This window comes from Corynebacterium sp. LK31 (assembly GCF_014335015.1).
GTDB lineage: Bacteria > Actinomycetota > Actinomycetes > Mycobacteriales > Mycobacteriaceae > Corynebacterium > Corynebacterium jeikeium_D.
This window is the reverse complement of sequence record NZ_PDGW01000011.1, coordinates 358,822-374,616: the sequence shown is the minus strand read 5'-3', so window position 1 is coordinate 374,616 and position 15,795 is coordinate 358,822. Positions and strand designations below refer to the sequence as shown.

Genomic DNA, 15,795 nt, shown 5'->3' with positions numbered 1-15,795 from the left:
GGATTCCTACTTCCCCTCATTCGCGCTGGAGTGAGCTGCACCGGTGTCGGCAGCCGTACTGGCGGAGGCATCGGAGGCTCCGGCCTTCTTACCGGCAGCTACAGTCTTATTCCTCTGTGCAATCTCCATGACCGAGCCGAAGCCGTTCATCGACGGCTTGGACAAAGCTGGCCACTTACGAGTAGCCAGGATGACCAACGGCGCAGTCACGAGGAAAGCCGTCACAATGTCGAATGCTGTGGAGAGACCAAGTGTGAACGCGAAACCGCGGACATCGCCAACGGCCAGGATGTAAAGAACCACAGCCGCAATGATGGACACAAAGTTACCCGATAGGATGGTGCGCCGTGCTCGTCGCCAAGCGTGCGGAACCGCGGAGCGGAAAGTTCTACCCGCGCGGATTTCGTCCTTAATGCGTTCGAAGAAGACGATGAAGGAGTCAGCCGTTACGCCGATAGAGATGATGATGCCGGCGATGCCAGCGAGATCGAGCGAGTAGCCAATCCAACGACCAAGAAGGACAAGGACGCCGTAGACCATCGCTCCAGCTGCTGCCAGCGAAACCAGCGAAATCACGCCCAGGCCGCGGTAGAGAGCAATCGCGTAGACGACAATCAGGGCGATACCGATAATGCCGGCAAGCAGACCGGCTTCCAAGGAAGCCGAACCAAGCATGGCCGGGATAGTCGTGGTGGTGCCGCCCGGCTCGCCGTCCTCACCTGCGAACGACAGCGGCAGTGCACCATAACGCAGGTTATTGGCCAGCCCCTGTGCCTCGTCGATTGAGAAGTCGCCCGTGATGCGGGTGGCAGAACCAACTGGGGTTGCCTCCTGAATCACCGGGGCGGAAATGACCTTCGAGTCCAACACGATAGCGACCTGCCGCTGCAGGTAGTCATTGGTCAACTTGGTCCATGTGCGAGCGCCGGTGTCATTCTTCCCGGACTTGAAGCTAAAGGAGACCTGAATCTGACCAGACTGCTGATCGTAACCACCGTTAATCGGCGCATTGGTATCAATAGCGTCGCCGGACAGACGCTGGCCCTTGGCCTCGTCCTCCTGCCCAATCAACAGCGGAGCCTTGCCCAGGAAGATGGCTTTACCGCCTTCGGGCGCACAGGTCACCAGCGGCTTGGCCGGGTCATCGGCACCCTGTAGCGGATCAACTGCATCGCGGTTATCGCAGGTCATCAGCGCAGCGGCTGCAAACTGTGTCGTTGGGTCTTCGGACTGGCGAGTCGCCAACAGCACGTCACGAACCTTCGTACGCAGCTCGGCCGCTTCAATTGAGTTCGCCGGCTTTGCCGGAGCTGTTGCGTCCAACTTCGGGGCCTCGCCCAGCGACTTGGACAGCTCCTCGGGAACCGGCTGATCTGGGTTCTGTTCCTTGAAGGCATCAATTGCACGCTTCTGCGTTTCGTTCATGTCCTTGTAGAGGTCATCAACACGCTTGGTGGCTTCCTCCTTCGACAGGACACCGACTGACACCCAATCTTCAGCAGTCTTCTTAACTACCTCGCCAAAGGCAGCTTCATCAGGGCCCTGGGTGGGCTGTTCTACCGGACGGAAGAAGAGCTGCGAAGTCTGGCCGAGCGTACGCGCCTCCTGTGAGTCTTCACCCGGCACGGTAATGACCAGCGTGTCACCGTCGGTGACAACTTGAGCGCCGCTGACGCCCATGCCGTTTACGCGGTTCTCCAGAATCTTGCGAGCCTGGTCCAGCTGATCGCGCGTCGGCTTTTCGCCCTGCGGCACCAAGGTTACTCGGGTACCACCCTGCAAGTCGATGCCCAACTTTGGCTTGGCTGATCCGCCGCCGGTGAAAAAGACGAGTGCGTACGTAAGGATGAGGAAGCCAACAAACAGTGCCAACAGCCACTGCGGCCAGTTCCTCTTGAATGTATTCGCACCGGATCTGGATTTGCTGTTCAAAGCAAAGTCTCCTGAATCGTGACGTTTAGGTACTTAAGCGTTTCGGGTAGAAACGCAGGTCTATAACCGCACCGCGAAATCGCGCGATACCAGGAAGAGGCATTGCGGGCGTCGCTAAGCAAAGCTATAAACACCAACCGCTAGAGAATAACCGATTTAGCGTAGTGCGCCGGTTTTGACTTGTACCTATTTAGTGAAAATCTTGCCCACGCTTGCCGACGGCGAAACCTGGGACGCGCCCGCTAACCCCACGGCGCACGCTACAGCTTGGATGCATGCAAACCGACGGGGCGTGGGCGTGCAAAAACTGCTACTGCTTTTCGGTGGAAGTGGAACCGTCTGTACCCGGGTTATCCGGGGTACTCGGAGTATTCGGGTTCTCGACCTGCTCATTGACGTCCGAAGCTGCATTGTCAGCCGGACCGTGGCCGGTGATTTCTTGGACGTCGCCGACGTGGTCATCTGGCGCATCGGAAACACGGCCACGTCGATCACGGTGAGCGTAGCTAGCTCCGGTACCGGTGGTGAGGTTGCGGGCAATGGCGCCCTTTTCCCAACGGGTCACGATGCCGTCAGCGATAATCAGGTCGACGGTTGTTTCGGTCGTATCAACGACCACACCATGCATACCGGAACCGGTGATGACCTCTGCGCCCGGGGCCAACTTATCCTGCATGTCCCGAATGGTGCGCACCTGCTTGTTCTGCTTGATGATCTGCCAAATTGGCAGCGCCAGGAACAAGAAAATAAGTAGGAGGAGAATAGTTTGATCCATGTCTGCCGAGTTTAACGAATTGCCAGCTAGCAATTCCACACTGCCCCGGCCAGGTCGATGAGAAAGCTATTCTCCGATAGTTCCCTCCGGAGGCTGCAACCCCAAGTGCCGCCATGCTCGGGCAGTTGCAACACGTCCGCGCGATGTACGCGCAATCATCCCGGCACGGACCAAGTAGGGCTCGCACACTTCTTCCACAGTCGAGGGCTCCTCACCGACTGCCAGCGCCAGGGAATTCACGCCCACCGGGCCGCCACCGTGCCCCTTGACCAGGGCAGTCAGCACTGCGCGGTCCAAGCGGTCCAGCCCAAGCTCATCGACATTGAAGACAATCAACGCCGCCTTGGCCGCACCAAGATCAATAACGCCACCGGAGTGAACATCTGCGAAATCGCGAACGCGACGCAGTAGGCGGTTGGCAATTCGCGGGGTACCTCGCGAACGCGAGGCAATCTCCACTGCAGCCTCTGGGCTGATATCCACCCCGAGGATCCCAGCGGCACGGGTAACCACCTTTGTCAGATCCTCGACCTCGTAGAACTCCATCTGCGCAGTAAAACCGAAACGGTCACGCAGTGGGCCAGTCAGCATACCCGAGCGCGTCGTTGCGCCTACCAGCGTAAAAGGTGGAATCTCGAGTGGAATTGACGTAGCTCCAGGCCCCTTGCCCACGATGACATCAATACGGAAATCTTCCATTGCCATGTAGAGCATTTCCTCCACGGGCCTGGCAATGCGGTGGATCTCGTCAATGAAGAGTACATCGCCCTCGAGCAGGTTCGATAGCATTGCTGCCAAATCGCCAGCGCGAATAAGCGCCGGACCGGACGTCATTCGCAGGGACGACCCCATCTCCTGCGCAATAATCATGGCCATGGTGGTCTTACCCAGGCCGGGAGGTCCCGACAGCAGAATGTGGTCCGGAGTCACATTTCGTCCCCGTGCCCCGGAGAGCACCAAATCCAGCTGCTCGCGGACCTTGGGTTGGCCGATAAACTCCCCTAACGACTTTGGTCGCAGGTTCGATTCCGCATCGACTTCCTCGACCTGAGCGCGGGCATCGACATCACGTTGTGCACCATTTCCCCCACCGCCAAAATGGTCGTTGGCTGCTCCATCTAAAGAGTCCCTGAAGGGATTGCCCGACACGTTAAACTCCGTGCGCTCGATATCGCTCATAGTCCCCTCATCCTAGTGCACTGCCATTTTTCATCATCAATGTAGCTGCAAGTCCTCGACCTGGATTTACTTTTCGCCCAATGTCTTTAGCGCCGCCTTCAGCGCCATTGATGTATCCAAGGTCGGATCAATCCGAACAACAGTCTCCGCTGCCTCATTCGCATCAGCTTCCGGGAACCCAAGCCCGACCAAAGCACCAACGACCTGATCCAGATCTGCCTTCAAAACAATGCCAGGCGCTGCTCCGCTTGCAGCTTCCTCCGGCTGGGATACCGCCCTATCCGCGAAAACCTCGACCTTATCCTTCAACTCAACCAACAGGCGCTCCGCCAATCGCTTGCCGACGCCGTTAGCCGCCTGGAGGGCCTTGGCATTCTTTGAGGCAACCGCATTGGCAATCTCGGCCGGCGACAGTACCGATAGAACAGACATCGCTACTTTTGGCCCCACTGTCGAGACAGTGCGCAAGAGCGCAAACATCTCACGTTCCTGCGAGTTGGCAAAACCAAAAAGCGTAATCGCATCTTCACGAACCGCCATTGTGGTCAACATGAAAGTCTGCTCATGCCTCACCAACTGAGAAGCTAACCTGCCCGTAATGGTGACCAAATGCCCGACACCACCGCACTCGATAACGCAATAGTCCGCACCGAGATCGATAACCTCACCGCGTAGAGATGCAATCACTTCTCACAATTCCTTTCACTACGGCTTCCCGAAAGACACCGAGATAAACGCCGAACTCACAAGTGTGCTCTAGCAGGCTCCCCTACCGCGAGGGATTCTCACGGCGAGAAAGCTCCAACTCCCGCTCCTCGTGTTGCTTAGCAAGCGCAGCCAAGGTGTCGCGCTGGCGTTGCAGAACCGGACCACGCCAACAGTGGCAGATAGCGATGGCCAACGCATCCGCTGCGTCCGCAGGTTTTGGCGGAGTTTCCAACCCGAGGATTCTCGTCACCATCATGGTCATCTGCTTCTTATCAGCCCGACCGTTGCCGGTAAGCGCCTTCTTTACCTCCGACGGCGTGTACATATGCACTTCCAAACCGCGTCTCGCCGCAGCGAGGACAAGGACACCAACCGCGTGCGCCGTCTGCATCACGGTGGACACGTTGCCGCGCTCGAATACCCGTTCCATCGCAACCACGTCCGGTTCGTACTCATCCATCCACTGCTCCACGGCGTTGGAAAGCCGTAAAAGACGATCCTCCAACGACGCCGTGGTTGGTGTGCGGGCGACCCCCACAGAAATGGGAATGACTTTCCTGCCCTGAGCGCCTTCCGCAATGGAGAGACCACAACGAGTAAGGCCAGGGTCGATGCCCATCACCCGCAGAGATCCAGCTCGATAATTCACTCCTCCACTAATACCATATTTCGAACAGCTGTTTGTATCGTAGCTAGAAGGAGTACCAACCGTTGGTTCTGATACGTTTAACACCATGAATTCACCGAAGAAGCTCTACGGCGTTCTCGCTGCAGCTGAAATGGTCACGTGGGCTCTGCTGCTTTTAGGCCTGGCGCTGAAGTACCTGTTCAAAGTCACGGACGTCGCCACCACTATCTTCGGCAGCATCCACGGCTTTACGTTCCTGTGCTACGTAGTCACCACCATCATGGTGTGGATCAACCAGCAGTGGAGCTTTGGCCGCGGTGTCATCGGCCTCGCCTCTTCTATCATTCCATTCGCAACCTATCCGTTTGAACGAAACACCCTGAAGGCAGGCCTTCTGGATCGGCCCTGGCGCTTTACCGACGAAGCCGAGGAGCCACAGGGCATTTTCGAGTGGGCACTCGCGATGATTATTCGTCGCCCCTTTATCTCGGCGTTCGTCATCTTGATTGTTCTCGCGGTGGTCTTCACACTGTTGCTGATGGCCGGACCTCCTACTCAGTGGTTCTCCTAAAACGGTTCAACTAAAACTTTCAGAAACCAAAATCGGTTTAATAGACAAAAATATGTCCGCCTGGCGTGTCGACCGGCGCGTCGGCGGGCGGGCACCCTTCGCTACTTACCCCAATGCGAGTTACTGACTGCGTTTATGACAAAAATGACCTGAAAAATCGTCTGAAAGTGACATAAACCTGCACAGTTTCACATTTGCAGCCGTATTCACACGCGCAGCCCGTAATTTTTTGAGGTTGCCAGTGTGTCGGGTTGTCAGTTTTTCTCCTTAACCCCAGGGTGTGGAGCTACCCGCAGGCGGGCTCTGACCAGTCGCTATCCTGAGGATCAGACACACTCTTTGACTCTGTCTGTCTCTCTCCCCCCCCCAAAAAAAATCCCCATCGGACGACTCTCCGATGGGGATCTTCCATTCACACCAGCTCGCCGCGCAATTCAGCGCTGCAGACTACCCTGCACGAGCATCCTTTAACGCCGGGAAGCCGGTCAGCGGAACCGTCGCCAAGCAAACGCCTAGTCTTCGAGTTCGGCGATAACCTCGTCGCTGATGTCGGCGTTCGAGTAGACGTTCTGCACGTCGTCGGACTCTTCGAGAGCGTCAATCAGACGGAAGAGCTTGCGTGCACCGTCAGCATCGAGAGCCACCGTGGTAGAAGCGCGGTAGTCCTGATCTGCGGAGTCGTACTCCATTTCGGCATCGACAAGAGCGGTGCGGACATTCATCAGATCGGTAAAGGCGGAGACAACCTCGAACTTTTCGCCCAGGTCGTTGACCTCCTCTGCACCAGCATCGAGAACCGCCATAAGCAGGTCATCCTCGGTCAGCTCGCCCTTCGGCAGCTCGACGACACCCTTCTTTTCGAAGAGGTACGCCACGGCGCCGTTGTCTGCCATGTTGCCGTTGTTCTTGTTGAACGCCGAGCGCACATCGGAAGCAGCACGGTTACGGTTATCGGTCAGGCACTCCACAATCAAAGCGACACCGCCAGGTGCGTAACCTTCGTAGACAATGGTCTCCCAGTCAGCACCGCCGGACTCCTCGCCGGAACCACGCTTGCGGGCACGCTCAATGTTGTCGTTGGGAACCGAGGCCTTCTTGGCCTTCTTAATCATGTCATCGAGGGTGGGGTTACCAGCAGGATCACCGCCGCCGGTACGAGCCGCGACCTCGATGTTCTTGATCATCTTTGCCCACTCTTTGGCGCGCTTGGCGTCATTAGCAGCCTTCTTGTGCTTTGTGGTTGCCCATTTTGAATGACCCGCCATGTGCTAGTTCCTACCATTCCTCTCGTCAATACCCATGTAGATGGGAATTCGTCAGGTGTTCATTATACAAACCGGGGATTTAAATGCCGACAAGCTCTCGCAAAAAGAACTCGTGGAGCCGCGTCTCCCCCGTCGACTCCGGGTGAAAGCTGGTGGCCATCGCAGCCCCCTGCCGTACTCCGACCACTGTACCTGCGGTCTCTCCAGCCGATTCTGGCACCCGCGCTAGCACCTCAACATCATCACCGACACGCTCGACCCACGGTGCGCGAATAAAGGCGGCGTGTACAGGCGGCTGGTCACCACTGATCGCCAGCTGCGGAATATCCAAGTCAGTTTCGAAGGAATCCACTTGCCGGCCAAATGCGTTACGACGGACGGTGATGTCAATCGCCCCCAGGCTAACGGCATCCGGACGGGTATCGAGCACTTCGTCGGCAAGCAAAATCATGCCGGCGCAGGTGCCATATGCCGGAAGGCCATCGCGGAGGGCTTCCCGCAGCGGGTCTTCAAGCTCATTGAAGACCATCAGCTTGCTCATGGTTGTGGACTCGCCGCCGGGCAAAATTAGGCCGCTAAGCCCTTCCAGATCACGGGGCAAGCGCACCTTTCGGTGCGGGACGCCGAGCTGGTCAAGCACATATCCGTGTTCGGCACCGTTGCCCTGAAGAGCGAGGATACCGATTGTTTCCTGTGTCATTAATCTCGGTTCTCACTGCGAGCATCGAAGTTCGTCGCCACTGGCACGGGCTCGACACCCGGGGCCAGGCTTCGGGTCAGCCCTTCCTGCGTGACGACGGCCACGAGCTCGCCCTTTTGGTTAAAGATGCGACCGTGAGTCAATGCGCGACCCGCGTGCGCCGATGGCGAAATCTGGTCGTAGAGCAGCCATTCATCCGCACGGAACGGACGCATAAACCACATCGCGTGGTCGAGGCTGGCTTCCTGGACCTCAACGCCTGGATGCGGAACGAGTGCCGATGACAGCAAAGTCATATCCGACATATACGCCAGCGTGCAGACATGGAAGGTCTCGTTATCCGGCAGGCGATCCTTGCACCGGAACCACACCAGCTGCTGGGACGGGGTGTACTTGTTGTGTTCGAACTGATCATTCGGCACTACCCGGATATCCCAGTCCGCCCACTCGCGCATTAGTAGACGACGTGTGTTCGTCATCTCAGAGGTGTCGGTGACCACGTCTTCAGGATCTGGCACCTTGCGCATCACGTCAGAGTGCTCGAGTCCCTCATCCCCCTTACGGTGGAAGCTGACCTGCATGACGAAAATCGTACGGCCATCTTGCACAGCTTCGACGGATCGGTGGCAGAAAGACCGGCCGTCGCGAATACGCTTGACCATGTACACCGTCGGGATATGGGGGCGGCCCGGGCCTACAAAGTAGGCGTGGAGGGAGTTCACCGCGAAGGTATTACCCACCGTGCGCGTCGCCGCGACGAGGGACTGGCCGGCAACTTGGCCACCGAAAGTGCGCTGCAGGATTGACTTAATGACTGGGCCACGGAAAATGTCCCGGTCAATCTGCTCCAGATCTAATACCTCGCGGATGTTAGCCATTTTTACCAGCCACGCTCAGCGAGTCGGTGCGGCTGCGGAATCTCGTCGACGTTGATGCCGACCATTGCCTCGCCGAGACCGCGGGAGACATCAGCGATGACCTTCGGATCATCGTAGTGCTGGGTTGCCTGGACGATAGCCTTGGCGCGCTTCTCCGGATCACCGGACTTGAAGATACCGGAACCAACAAAGACACCCTCGGCACCGAGCTGCATCATCATTGCAGCGTCAGCCGGAGTTGCAATGCCTCCTGCGGTGAACAGCACGACTGGCAACTTACCGGTCTCAGCGACCTCGCGTACCAGCTCGTACGGTGCCTGCAGCTCCTTGGCGGCAACATAGAGCTCGTCCGGAGCCATAGAACGCAGACGGTTAATTTCAGCGCGGATGGTGCGCATGTGAGTCACAGCGTTGGAGACATCACCGGTACCGGCCTCGCCCTTGGAGCGAATCATGGCAGCGCCCTCGTTGATGCGGCGCAGAGCCTCACCCAGGTTGGTCGCACCACAGACGAAAGGCACGGTGAATTCGAACTTGTCGATGTGGTTCGAGTAATCGGCCGGGGTCAGAACCTCGGACTCGTCAATGAAGTCAACACCGAGGGACTGCAGAACCTGTGCCTCAACAAAGTGGCCGATTCGGGCCTTGGCCATAACCGGAATGGAGACGGCATTGATAATGCCCTCGATCATGTCCGGGTCAGACATACGCGACACGCCACCCTCTGCGCGAATATCGGCGGGGACACGCTCCAGCGCCATCACGGCAGTTGCGCCGGCATCTTCAGCGATCTTGGCCTGCTCCGGCGTAACGACGTCCATAATGACGCCGCCCTTCATCATCTCAGCGAAACCGCGCTTCACGCGTGCGGTGCCCTGCCCGGAGTTGTTCTCAACCGTGCTCAACGAACCCTACTTCCCTAATAAAACTGGTGAATGTGACCGTTTGTAGTCGTTTAACACTATAACGCCTGAACTAGACAGTGCTGTTCATTGAGTCACAAAACACGGCGAACTTCCAGCACAACAGCGAATTTTCCCACAATTAAGCAGTTGTCAGTCCGTCTGCAACATCGAAATATTCCGGTTCGGGTGCAGTGCCCGCCAGCCGCAGCGCGCGTACTAGCGGCCTGGCTCGCAGTGCTTTCGTATCCGTCACCGCATCATTGTAGAAACGGCGGGCGAGCTCGAGCCGCGTGTGGGCGTCAGAAAGCTCAATTGCCATCGTTCGGTCCACGGGCTGTTCCTCATAGAGCGCCACAATTTTCCTAGTCAGTTCGTTTTCCACGTCTGCGCGCTGTCCAGTGTTGTTGGCTCTAAGTGGTGTGGCTTCCACCTTCGTCACTACGCCGGCGAGTTCCGGGTAGGCGGCACGAGCGACTGCGGCCCTTCGCCCCAACGCCGCTTCCAGTGAAGAACGCGCCAAGTCCGTGCGAATGTGCATACGGTTCAAACGCGTCGCTGTCGATGAAGCCACCAAACCGCTAACGAGTACGACAATCAGCGCAATGACTAGGACAACGACCCAGATTGGAACGGTTACGTCCACCGAAAACCCACTTTCACTCCGCTGCGTTTAATCAGCTAACACGACGGAAATCTCTATGGCGCAATGACGACCTTTTCGCCATCCATGCGCACCGTATCGTACACACGCAGAACGCCGTCGGCGACCTGCGACCAGTCATACTCCCAAGCCCGTTTATGCCCGAGTGCGCGAAGCTCCTCCCCCAACTTTGACTGCGTCAAAAGGCGTACGACTGCATCCGCAAGGTCTGCGGAGTTACCGTTTTCAAAGTGAAGCCCGTAATGGCCGTCGTCAAGCACGAGTTTGAACGCATCGATGTCGCTGGAGATCACCGGCGCACCCGCCGCCATCGCCTCTACCAGCACGATGCCGAAACTCTCTCCACCACGCTGCGGGGCAATGTACGCATCCGCATCGGCGAGTATTGACGCCTTAGCATCCTCCGACAGTCTGCCGACGAAATGCAGGACATCTGCGTTTCTGCCCGCTTTACGACGAGCTGCCGCGACATCACCATCACCAACAACACAGACCTCAAGCTGTGGAATCTCTGCACGTATTGCCGGCAGCGCGTCGAGCAACACGTCAAAGCCCTTACGAGATTCGTCGAAGCGTCCGAGGAACACGAGCCGATAGACCCCCTCACGCCGTGGCGGGATCTCAGGCAACGATGAGGCGGCCGGGCAGGACTCAAAATCTCCAACACGGACACCATTGGGAATGAGAACCGGGTCGCCGCCGAGTTGCTCAACCTGCCAGCGACGAGCCACTTCCGAGACAGCGATGCCTCCCCGAATGCGTTCAAGGTACTTCCGCAAAAATGGCGTGGCCAACTTCAATGCTAGGGAGTCCGTCGCCGCAGAGTGATAGGTCGCGACAATTGGCCCGACCGAGTTTACTAACGACAGCATTGAAAAACTGGGCGAATTCGGCTCATGGATATGAAGAATGTCAAAGCTACCTTCCTCGATCCATGTGCGGACTCGACGGCTCGTGCGGGGACCAAAAGACAGCCGAGCGACTGAGCCGTTATACGGAATCGGGATGGCGGCACCACCTCGAATAACGAAATCCGGCACATCCGCCTGCGCGCTAGCCGGGCCGATAAGACTGACCTCGTGGCCGCGGCGGATGAACTCCTCACACAAGTCAATCGCGTGAGCTTGAACCCCACCTGGAACATCGAACGAGTACGGGCACACCATTCCGATTCGCACGGCTACTTTGACCTCTTCTTATCCGCTGGCCACAGTGGCTGCATCATGTGCCAATCCGCTGGATGCTGAGCAATATCAGATTCAAAAACAGTAGCGATGTCTTGGACAATGTCAGCTAGATTGCGCCCCTCAGTCGGCACGAATGGATGCGCTACAAAGCGCCAACCATCGCGCGTGTAGGACAGGCCCGCGGGCATAAGCCGAGCGCCCGTGTCCTGTGCCAGCTTTGCCGCGCCGACCGGCATTGTCGTCTGCTCGCCGAAAAAAGTGACCGGGACCCCGTGGCCGCCGAAGTCACGATCAGACAGCAGGCACACAACGCCACCGTCTTCCAATCGCTTCTGCAGTTCCGGCATCGCGGGTTTGCCACCGGTAAGCGGGAGAATGTGGAATCCGAGGGATTCGCGGTACTCCACGAAAGCGTCGTAAAGCACCTCTGGCTTCAGCCGTTCCGCCACGGTACTGAACCGGCCATGGCGGGAAACGAGCCACATACCTGCCATATCCCAGTTACCAGAATGCGGCAGTGGGATGACGATGGAATCTCCGGCCTCGAGGGCCTCAGCAACTCGTTCGAGCCCATCGCTGGTGGATTCGACCGTGTCTGCCAGCTCTGGAGAGGCGATGGAGGGCAACCGGAATGCCTCCACCCAATAGCGTAGATAGGAACGCATGGAAGCCCGAATAAGCCCTTGCGGCACTTCCTCAGGCGGACAGCCCATAACGCGAGCCAGGTTCTTGCGAAGCTGGCGGGTCGTCGTGGGATTTGCTGCTACCCGATCGGCGGCTATGTTGCCGATGCGGTAGGCCACGCGTTCCGGCAGCAGACCAAAAATCTTCCACCCGGCCATATAGCCGAGCGCAACGAAATCATCTTTCGAGCGAGGCAGGAAGAAACTAGTCATCGTATCCTCCTTTAGTTGTTGGAATCAGCCGAACCCGTGGACTTCGTAGCAGAGTCAGGGTTGATAGATGAACTATCAGCTGCGCCTTCTGGCGGGGCGATGGGATCCAACGCTCCTGGCTGCTTAGCCACCATGTACAAGCGCTGAATGACGGTGAATACCGACCCAATCGCCAGGAGCCACATTGCGACGTAGAGGGCATAGTCCACGCCAAGCCCCTGGAGCCCAATGCCGATTAGACCGATAATCAGGCGCTCCGCACGTTCGACGAGACCGCCGTTGACCTTGAGGCCGCTAGCTTCTGCCCGAGCCTTAACGTAGGAAATGACCTGGGAAGATCCCATAGTGATCAGTGTCAGAATAAGCAGCACTGAATCCGCGTCATGGTGATACACCACCCAATACGCTATCGCCCCGAACAGTGCAGCATCCGTAATGCGGTCACAGGAAGCATCCAGCGTCGCTCCGTATTTCGTTCCCTGCCCTCGAAGTCTGGCCATCGTGCCATCGAGCAGGTCAAAAGCAGTGAAAATAGCGATTGACACCGCAGCTGCGAAAAGATGGTTGGTAGGAATCAGGATTACCGCAAGCAGAACGGAAACTACCGTTCCCACCAGGGTGACCGTGTTCGGGCTAATGCCGACCCGCAAAAGTGCAGCGGCAATCGGTTCAACTACTGGGCGGATTGGAGCCCTGCCACGGACACTCAGCATGCTGCCCCATCCTCTTGATTAAGGGCACGCCAGCCGTCGGCAAGCAACTCGCGAGTCTGACGAAGAGCCTGCGGTAACACTTTGGTGCCATCGATCACGGTCATAAAATTGCTGTCACCCGACCAGCGCGGTACGACGTGCATATGCAGGTGATCGGCGACCGAACCGCCGGAGGCCTTGCCTAAGTTGAAACCTACATTGACGGCGTGCGGGCGCGAAACCGATTTGAGAGTACGAACCGCATGCTTGGCAAATCGCATCATCTCGGCTGTTTCTTCGTCGGTCAAGTCCTCAAGGTTGGCGACTTCGCGATATGGAACCACCATGAGGTGCCCTGGGTTGTACGGGAACAGATTCAAAACGGCGTACACCCACTCGCCGCGAGCGATAATGAGTGCTTCCTCATCGCTTTGCTTCGGCAAATCAACGAAGGGGTTACGAGATGGCTTGGAGTTATGCACACCACGCTTGACGATGTAGTCCAGCCGGTAGGGTGCCCATAAGCGCGTGAGCCGATCCGGTTCGCCGTAACCGCTGTCGACGTATACGCCATCAGACGATTCCTGCTGGCCGGCATTGCCCTGCTGCTGCGGAGGCAACTCTTCACTTCCCGACTGATTCACTGCCATCCCCTTCGTTGCGTGGCCGGGACCCCATTCGAGCCCCGACCACATATATTTCTCTGCTGTAGTTTACGACCTCGCGGTCAACTTCTTTGGATTACCACGCGTGGTTCACCAGTTAAAACAACGCGGTCGAATTAGAGAGCGTTAACGACCTCTAGAGAGCAGAGACATTCTCCTTGTTCGGCTGTTCGTTATTCCGCGAAGCAACCCAATCACAGATGATGTCGACAGCCTTCTCAACTGCCATCCCGTTAATCTGAGTGCCATCGAGGAACCGGAAGCTGACGGCTCCTGCCTCAATGTCGCGGGCACCAGCCAGAATCATGAACGGAACCTTGGCCTGGGTGTGGTTGCGAATCTTCTTCTGCATGCGGTCATCGGACGTATCCACGTGGACGCGGATGCCACGAGACTTCAGCTGTGCAGCAAAGCCCTCCAGGTGTGGGATACAGTCATCCGCAACCGGAATACCAACAACCTGTTCCGGAGCCAGCCAAGCCGGGAAAGCACCTGCGTAGTGCTCCAATAGGACGCCAAAGAAACGTTCGATGGAGCCGAAAAGCGCACGGTGAATCATAATCGGGCGCTTCTTGGTTCCGTCAGGTGCGGTGTACTCGAGCTCGAAGCGCTCCGGCAGGTTGAAGTCGAGCTGTACCGTCGACATCTGCCAAGTACGGCCGATGGCATCGCGGGCTTGGACGGAAATCTTCGGACCATAGAAAGCGGCTCCGCCCGGATCAGGAACGAGCTCGAGGCCAGAAGCATCGGCAACGCGCTGGAGAATAGCTGTGGACTTCTCCCAAATTTCATCCGAGCCGACGAACTTCTTTTCGTCCTTCGTAGACAGCTCCAGGTAGAAGTCATCCAGGCCGTAGTCACGCAGAAGCGAAATGATGAAGTCGAGGACATTAGTGAGCTCTTCTTCCAGCTGATCCTCGGTGCAGTAGATGTGGGCATCGTCCTGCGTAAAGCCACGGGCTCGGGTAAGACCGTGGATAACGCCTGATTTCTCGTAGCGGTAGACGGTGCCGAACTCGAACATACGAATCGGAAGTTCACGGTAGCTGCGACCACGCGATGCGAAAATGAGGTTGTGCATCGGGCAGTTCATCGGCTTGACGTAGTAGTCCTGCGGAGCCTTGGTGCAGTTGCCGTGTTCGTCATATTCGCCGTCGAGCTGCATCGGCGGGAACATGCCATCCGCGTAGAAGTCCAGGTGACCAGACTTCTTGAACAAGTCACCCTTAGTTACGTGCGGCGTGTTCACAAAGTCATAGCCCGCTTCGATATGACGGCGACGGGAGTGCTGCTCCATCTCGTTGCGGATGATGCCACCCTTGACATGGAATACCGGGAAACCAGAACCAATCTCATCCGGGAAGCTGAACAAATCCAGCTCGGAGCCCAAACGGCGGTGATCGCGCTTCTCAGCCTCGAGCATGCGGTCGAGGTACTCGTCTAACGCTTCCTTGGACTCCCACGCAGTGCCGTAAACACGCTGCAGGTTATCTCGAGATTGGTCACCCCGCCAGTACGCAGCGGAAGAACGCATGATCTTAAAAGCAGGGATGTAGCGGGTGGTCGGCACGTGCGGGCCGCGGCAAAGATCAAACCACTCGGTCTCACCGGTACGCGGATTGACGTTGCGGTAGCCGGTCAAGGTCGTGCCTGCACCACCGACGTCGACATTGGCCTCATCATCTTCGGCCACCTTGCCGGCCGACTTTTCAACAATCAGCTCGAGCTTATACGGCTCGTCGGCAAGCGCTTCCTGCGCCTGATCGGCAGACTCGAACGCGAAGCGCTCGAATCGCTGACCAGACTTGATGATCTTCTTCATACGCTTTTCGATGCGCTTGAGATCCTCCGGCGAGAAAGGCTCATCGACACGGAAGTCGTAGTAGAAACCATTGTCGATGGCAGGGCCAATGCCCAGCTTCGTCCCAGGGAACTCCAACTGCACGGCCTGAGCCATCACGTGAGTCGCAGAGTGGCGGATGACATCGCGACCGTCCGGAGTATTCGCCGGAACGGGCTCGAAGACGGTTTCCACTTCTGGCTTAAAGGACAGATCCTTCAAATTGCCTTCAGGGTCGCGGACACAAACGATGGCGTCAACGCCCTTGTTCGGGAAACCCAGGTCTCTCATCGCCTCGCCCGCAGAAACTCCT

Annotated in this window: 16 protein-coding genes; 1 reads left to right on the top strand and 15 read right to left on the bottom strand. The window is 57.5% G+C overall.

Annotated elements, in window-relative coordinates:
- Positions 1-6: 6 nt before the first annotated feature.
- The 5 genes from secD to ruvC form a co-directional block, all read right to left on the bottom strand.
- Positions 7-1,932, bottom strand: a complete 1,926-nt coding sequence (gene secD / locus CRD18_RS03970) for a protein translocase subunit SecD (RefSeq protein WP_049193686.1) — start codon at positions 1,930-1,932, stop codon at positions 7-9.
- Positions 1,933-2,242: 310 nt separating this feature from the next.
- Positions 2,243-2,707 carry a preprotein translocase subunit YajC gene (gene yajC / locus CRD18_RS03965; RefSeq protein ID WP_070438357.1) on the bottom strand — a complete coding sequence of 155 codons (465 nt, stop codon included), beginning with the start codon at positions 2,705-2,707 and terminating at the stop codon, positions 2,243-2,245.
- 66 nt (positions 2,708-2,773) lie between these two features.
- Positions 2,774-3,886, bottom strand: coding sequence for a Holliday junction branch migration DNA helicase RuvB (ruvB, locus tag CRD18_RS03960; RefSeq protein WP_070827689.1), 1,113 nt, complete (start codon positions 3,884-3,886; stop codon positions 2,774-2,776).
- Positions 3,887-3,952: 66 nt separating this feature from the next.
- Positions 3,953-4,573 carry a Holliday junction branch migration protein RuvA gene (gene ruvA / locus CRD18_RS03955; RefSeq protein WP_048731308.1) on the bottom strand — a complete coding sequence of 207 codons (621 nt, stop codon included), beginning with the start codon at positions 4,571-4,573 and terminating at the stop codon, positions 3,953-3,955.
- 82 nt (positions 4,574-4,655) lie between these two features.
- A complete protein-coding gene (gene ruvC, locus CRD18_RS03950) occupies positions 4,656-5,213 on the bottom strand; it encodes a crossover junction endodeoxyribonuclease RuvC (protein WP_070827687.1) in 558 nt (185 codons plus the stop codon).
- A 115-nt stretch (positions 5,214-5,328) separates the two neighbouring features.
- On the opposite strand from ruvC, the gene CRD18_RS03945 reads away from it, so the two are divergent.
- Positions 5,329-5,793 (top strand): DUF3817 domain-containing protein, encoded by a 465-nt coding sequence (locus CRD18_RS03945; protein WP_070827685.1) that lies wholly within the window; start codon positions 5,329-5,331, stop codon positions 5,791-5,793.
- Between the two features lie 512 nt (positions 5,794-6,305).
- On the opposite strand, the gene CRD18_RS03940 is transcribed toward CRD18_RS03945, so the two are convergent.
- The 10 genes from CRD18_RS03940 to thrS form a co-directional block, all read right to left on the bottom strand.
- Positions 6,306-7,058, bottom strand: coding sequence for a YebC/PmpR family DNA-binding transcriptional regulator (locus CRD18_RS03940; RefSeq protein ID WP_048731316.1), 753 nt, complete (start codon positions 7,056-7,058; stop codon positions 6,306-6,308).
- Positions 7,059-7,137: 79 nt separating this feature from the next.
- Positions 7,138-7,758: a pyridoxal 5'-phosphate synthase glutaminase subunit PdxT gene (gene pdxT, locus CRD18_RS03935; RefSeq protein ID WP_049193683.1), complete on the bottom strand. Its 621-nt coding sequence runs from the start codon at positions 7,756-7,758 to the stop codon at positions 7,138-7,140.
- On the bottom strand, positions 7,758-8,636 hold the full coding sequence (locus CRD18_RS03930; RefSeq protein ID WP_187406519.1) for an acyl-CoA thioesterase II: 879 nt from the start codon (positions 8,634-8,636) through the stop codon (positions 7,758-7,760). The genes pdxT and CRD18_RS03930 overlap by 1 nt, the downstream gene beginning before the upstream one ends.
- Before the next feature lie 2 nt (positions 8,637-8,638).
- A complete protein-coding gene (gene pdxS / locus CRD18_RS03925) occupies positions 8,639-9,541 on the bottom strand; it encodes a pyridoxal 5'-phosphate synthase lyase subunit PdxS (protein ID WP_049172998.1) in 903 nt (300 codons plus the stop codon).
- A 139-nt stretch (positions 9,542-9,680) separates the two neighbouring features.
- A complete protein-coding gene (locus CRD18_RS03920; protein ID WP_016422677.1) occupies positions 9,681-10,184 on the bottom strand; it encodes a hypothetical protein in 504 nt (167 codons plus the stop codon).
- A gap of 53 nt (positions 10,185-10,237) precedes the next feature.
- Positions 10,238-11,380, bottom strand: coding sequence for a glycosyltransferase family 4 protein (locus tag CRD18_RS03915; RefSeq protein WP_070429455.1), 1,143 nt, complete (start codon positions 11,378-11,380; stop codon positions 10,238-10,240).
- 2 nt (positions 11,381-11,382) lie between these two features.
- Positions 11,383-12,285 (bottom strand): phosphatidylinositol mannoside acyltransferase, encoded by a 903-nt coding sequence (locus CRD18_RS03910; RefSeq protein ID WP_070429454.1) that lies wholly within the window; start codon positions 12,283-12,285, stop codon positions 11,383-11,385.
- A gap of 11 nt (positions 12,286-12,296) precedes the next feature.
- Positions 12,297-12,998, bottom strand: coding sequence for a phosphatidylinositol phosphate synthase (pgsA, locus tag CRD18_RS03905; RefSeq protein WP_049193676.1), 702 nt, complete (start codon positions 12,996-12,998; stop codon positions 12,297-12,299).
- The gene (locus tag CRD18_RS03900) at positions 12,992-13,627 is read right to left on the bottom strand and encodes an HIT domain-containing protein (protein ID WP_042388668.1); all 636 of its coding nucleotides are present in this window, start codon (positions 13,625-13,627) and stop codon (positions 12,992-12,994) included. Before CRD18_RS03900 ends, pgsA begins: the two co-directional genes overlap by 7 nt.
- Positions 13,628-13,778: 151 nt before the next feature.
- Positions 13,779-15,773 carry a threonine--tRNA ligase gene (gene thrS / locus CRD18_RS03895; RefSeq protein ID WP_222867477.1) on the bottom strand — a complete coding sequence of 665 codons (1,995 nt, stop codon included), beginning with the start codon at positions 15,771-15,773 and terminating at the stop codon, positions 13,779-13,781.
- Between the last annotated feature and the right edge of the window lie 22 nt (positions 15,774-15,795).

Coding starts and splice junctions, on each gene's coding strand:
- CRD18_RS03945 (WP_070827685.1), top strand. CDS start 5,329: ATGAATTCACCGAAGAAGCTCTACGGCGTTCTCGCTGCAGCTGAAATG.
- CRD18_RS03940 (WP_048731316.1), bottom strand. CDS start 7,058: ATGGCGGGTCATTCAAAATGGGCAACCACAAAGCACAAGAAGGCTGCT.
- yajC (WP_070438357.1), bottom strand. CDS start 2,707: ATGGATCAAACTATTCTCCTCCTACTTATTTTCTTGTTCCTGGCGCTG.
- CRD18_RS03900 (WP_042388668.1), bottom strand. CDS start 13,627: ATGGCAGTGAATCAGTCGGGAAGTGAAGAGTTGCCTCCGCAGCAGCAG.
- pdxT (WP_049193683.1), bottom strand. CDS start 7,758: ATGACACAGGAAACAATCGGTATCCTCGCTCTTCAGGGCAACGGTGCC.
- ruvC (WP_070827687.1), bottom strand. CDS start 5,213: ATGGGCATCGACCCTGGCCTTACTCGTTGTGGTCTCTCCATTGCGGAA.
- CRD18_RS03930 (WP_187406519.1), bottom strand. CDS start 8,636: ATGGCTAACATCCGCGAGGTATTAGATCTGGAGCAGATTGACCGGGAC.
- thrS (WP_222867477.1), bottom strand. CDS start 15,773: ATGAGAGACCTGGGTTTCCCGAACAAGGGCGTTGACGCCATCGTTTGT.
- ruvB (WP_070827689.1), bottom strand. CDS start 3,886: ATGAGCGATATCGAGCGCACGGAGTTTAACGTGTCGGGCAATCCCTTC.
- pgsA (WP_049193676.1), bottom strand. CDS start 12,998: ATGCTGAGTGTCCGTGGCAGGGCTCCAATCCGCCCAGTAGTTGAACCG.
- CRD18_RS03910 (WP_070429454.1), bottom strand. CDS start 12,285: ATGACTAGTTTCTTCCTGCCTCGCTCGAAAGATGATTTCGTTGCGCTC.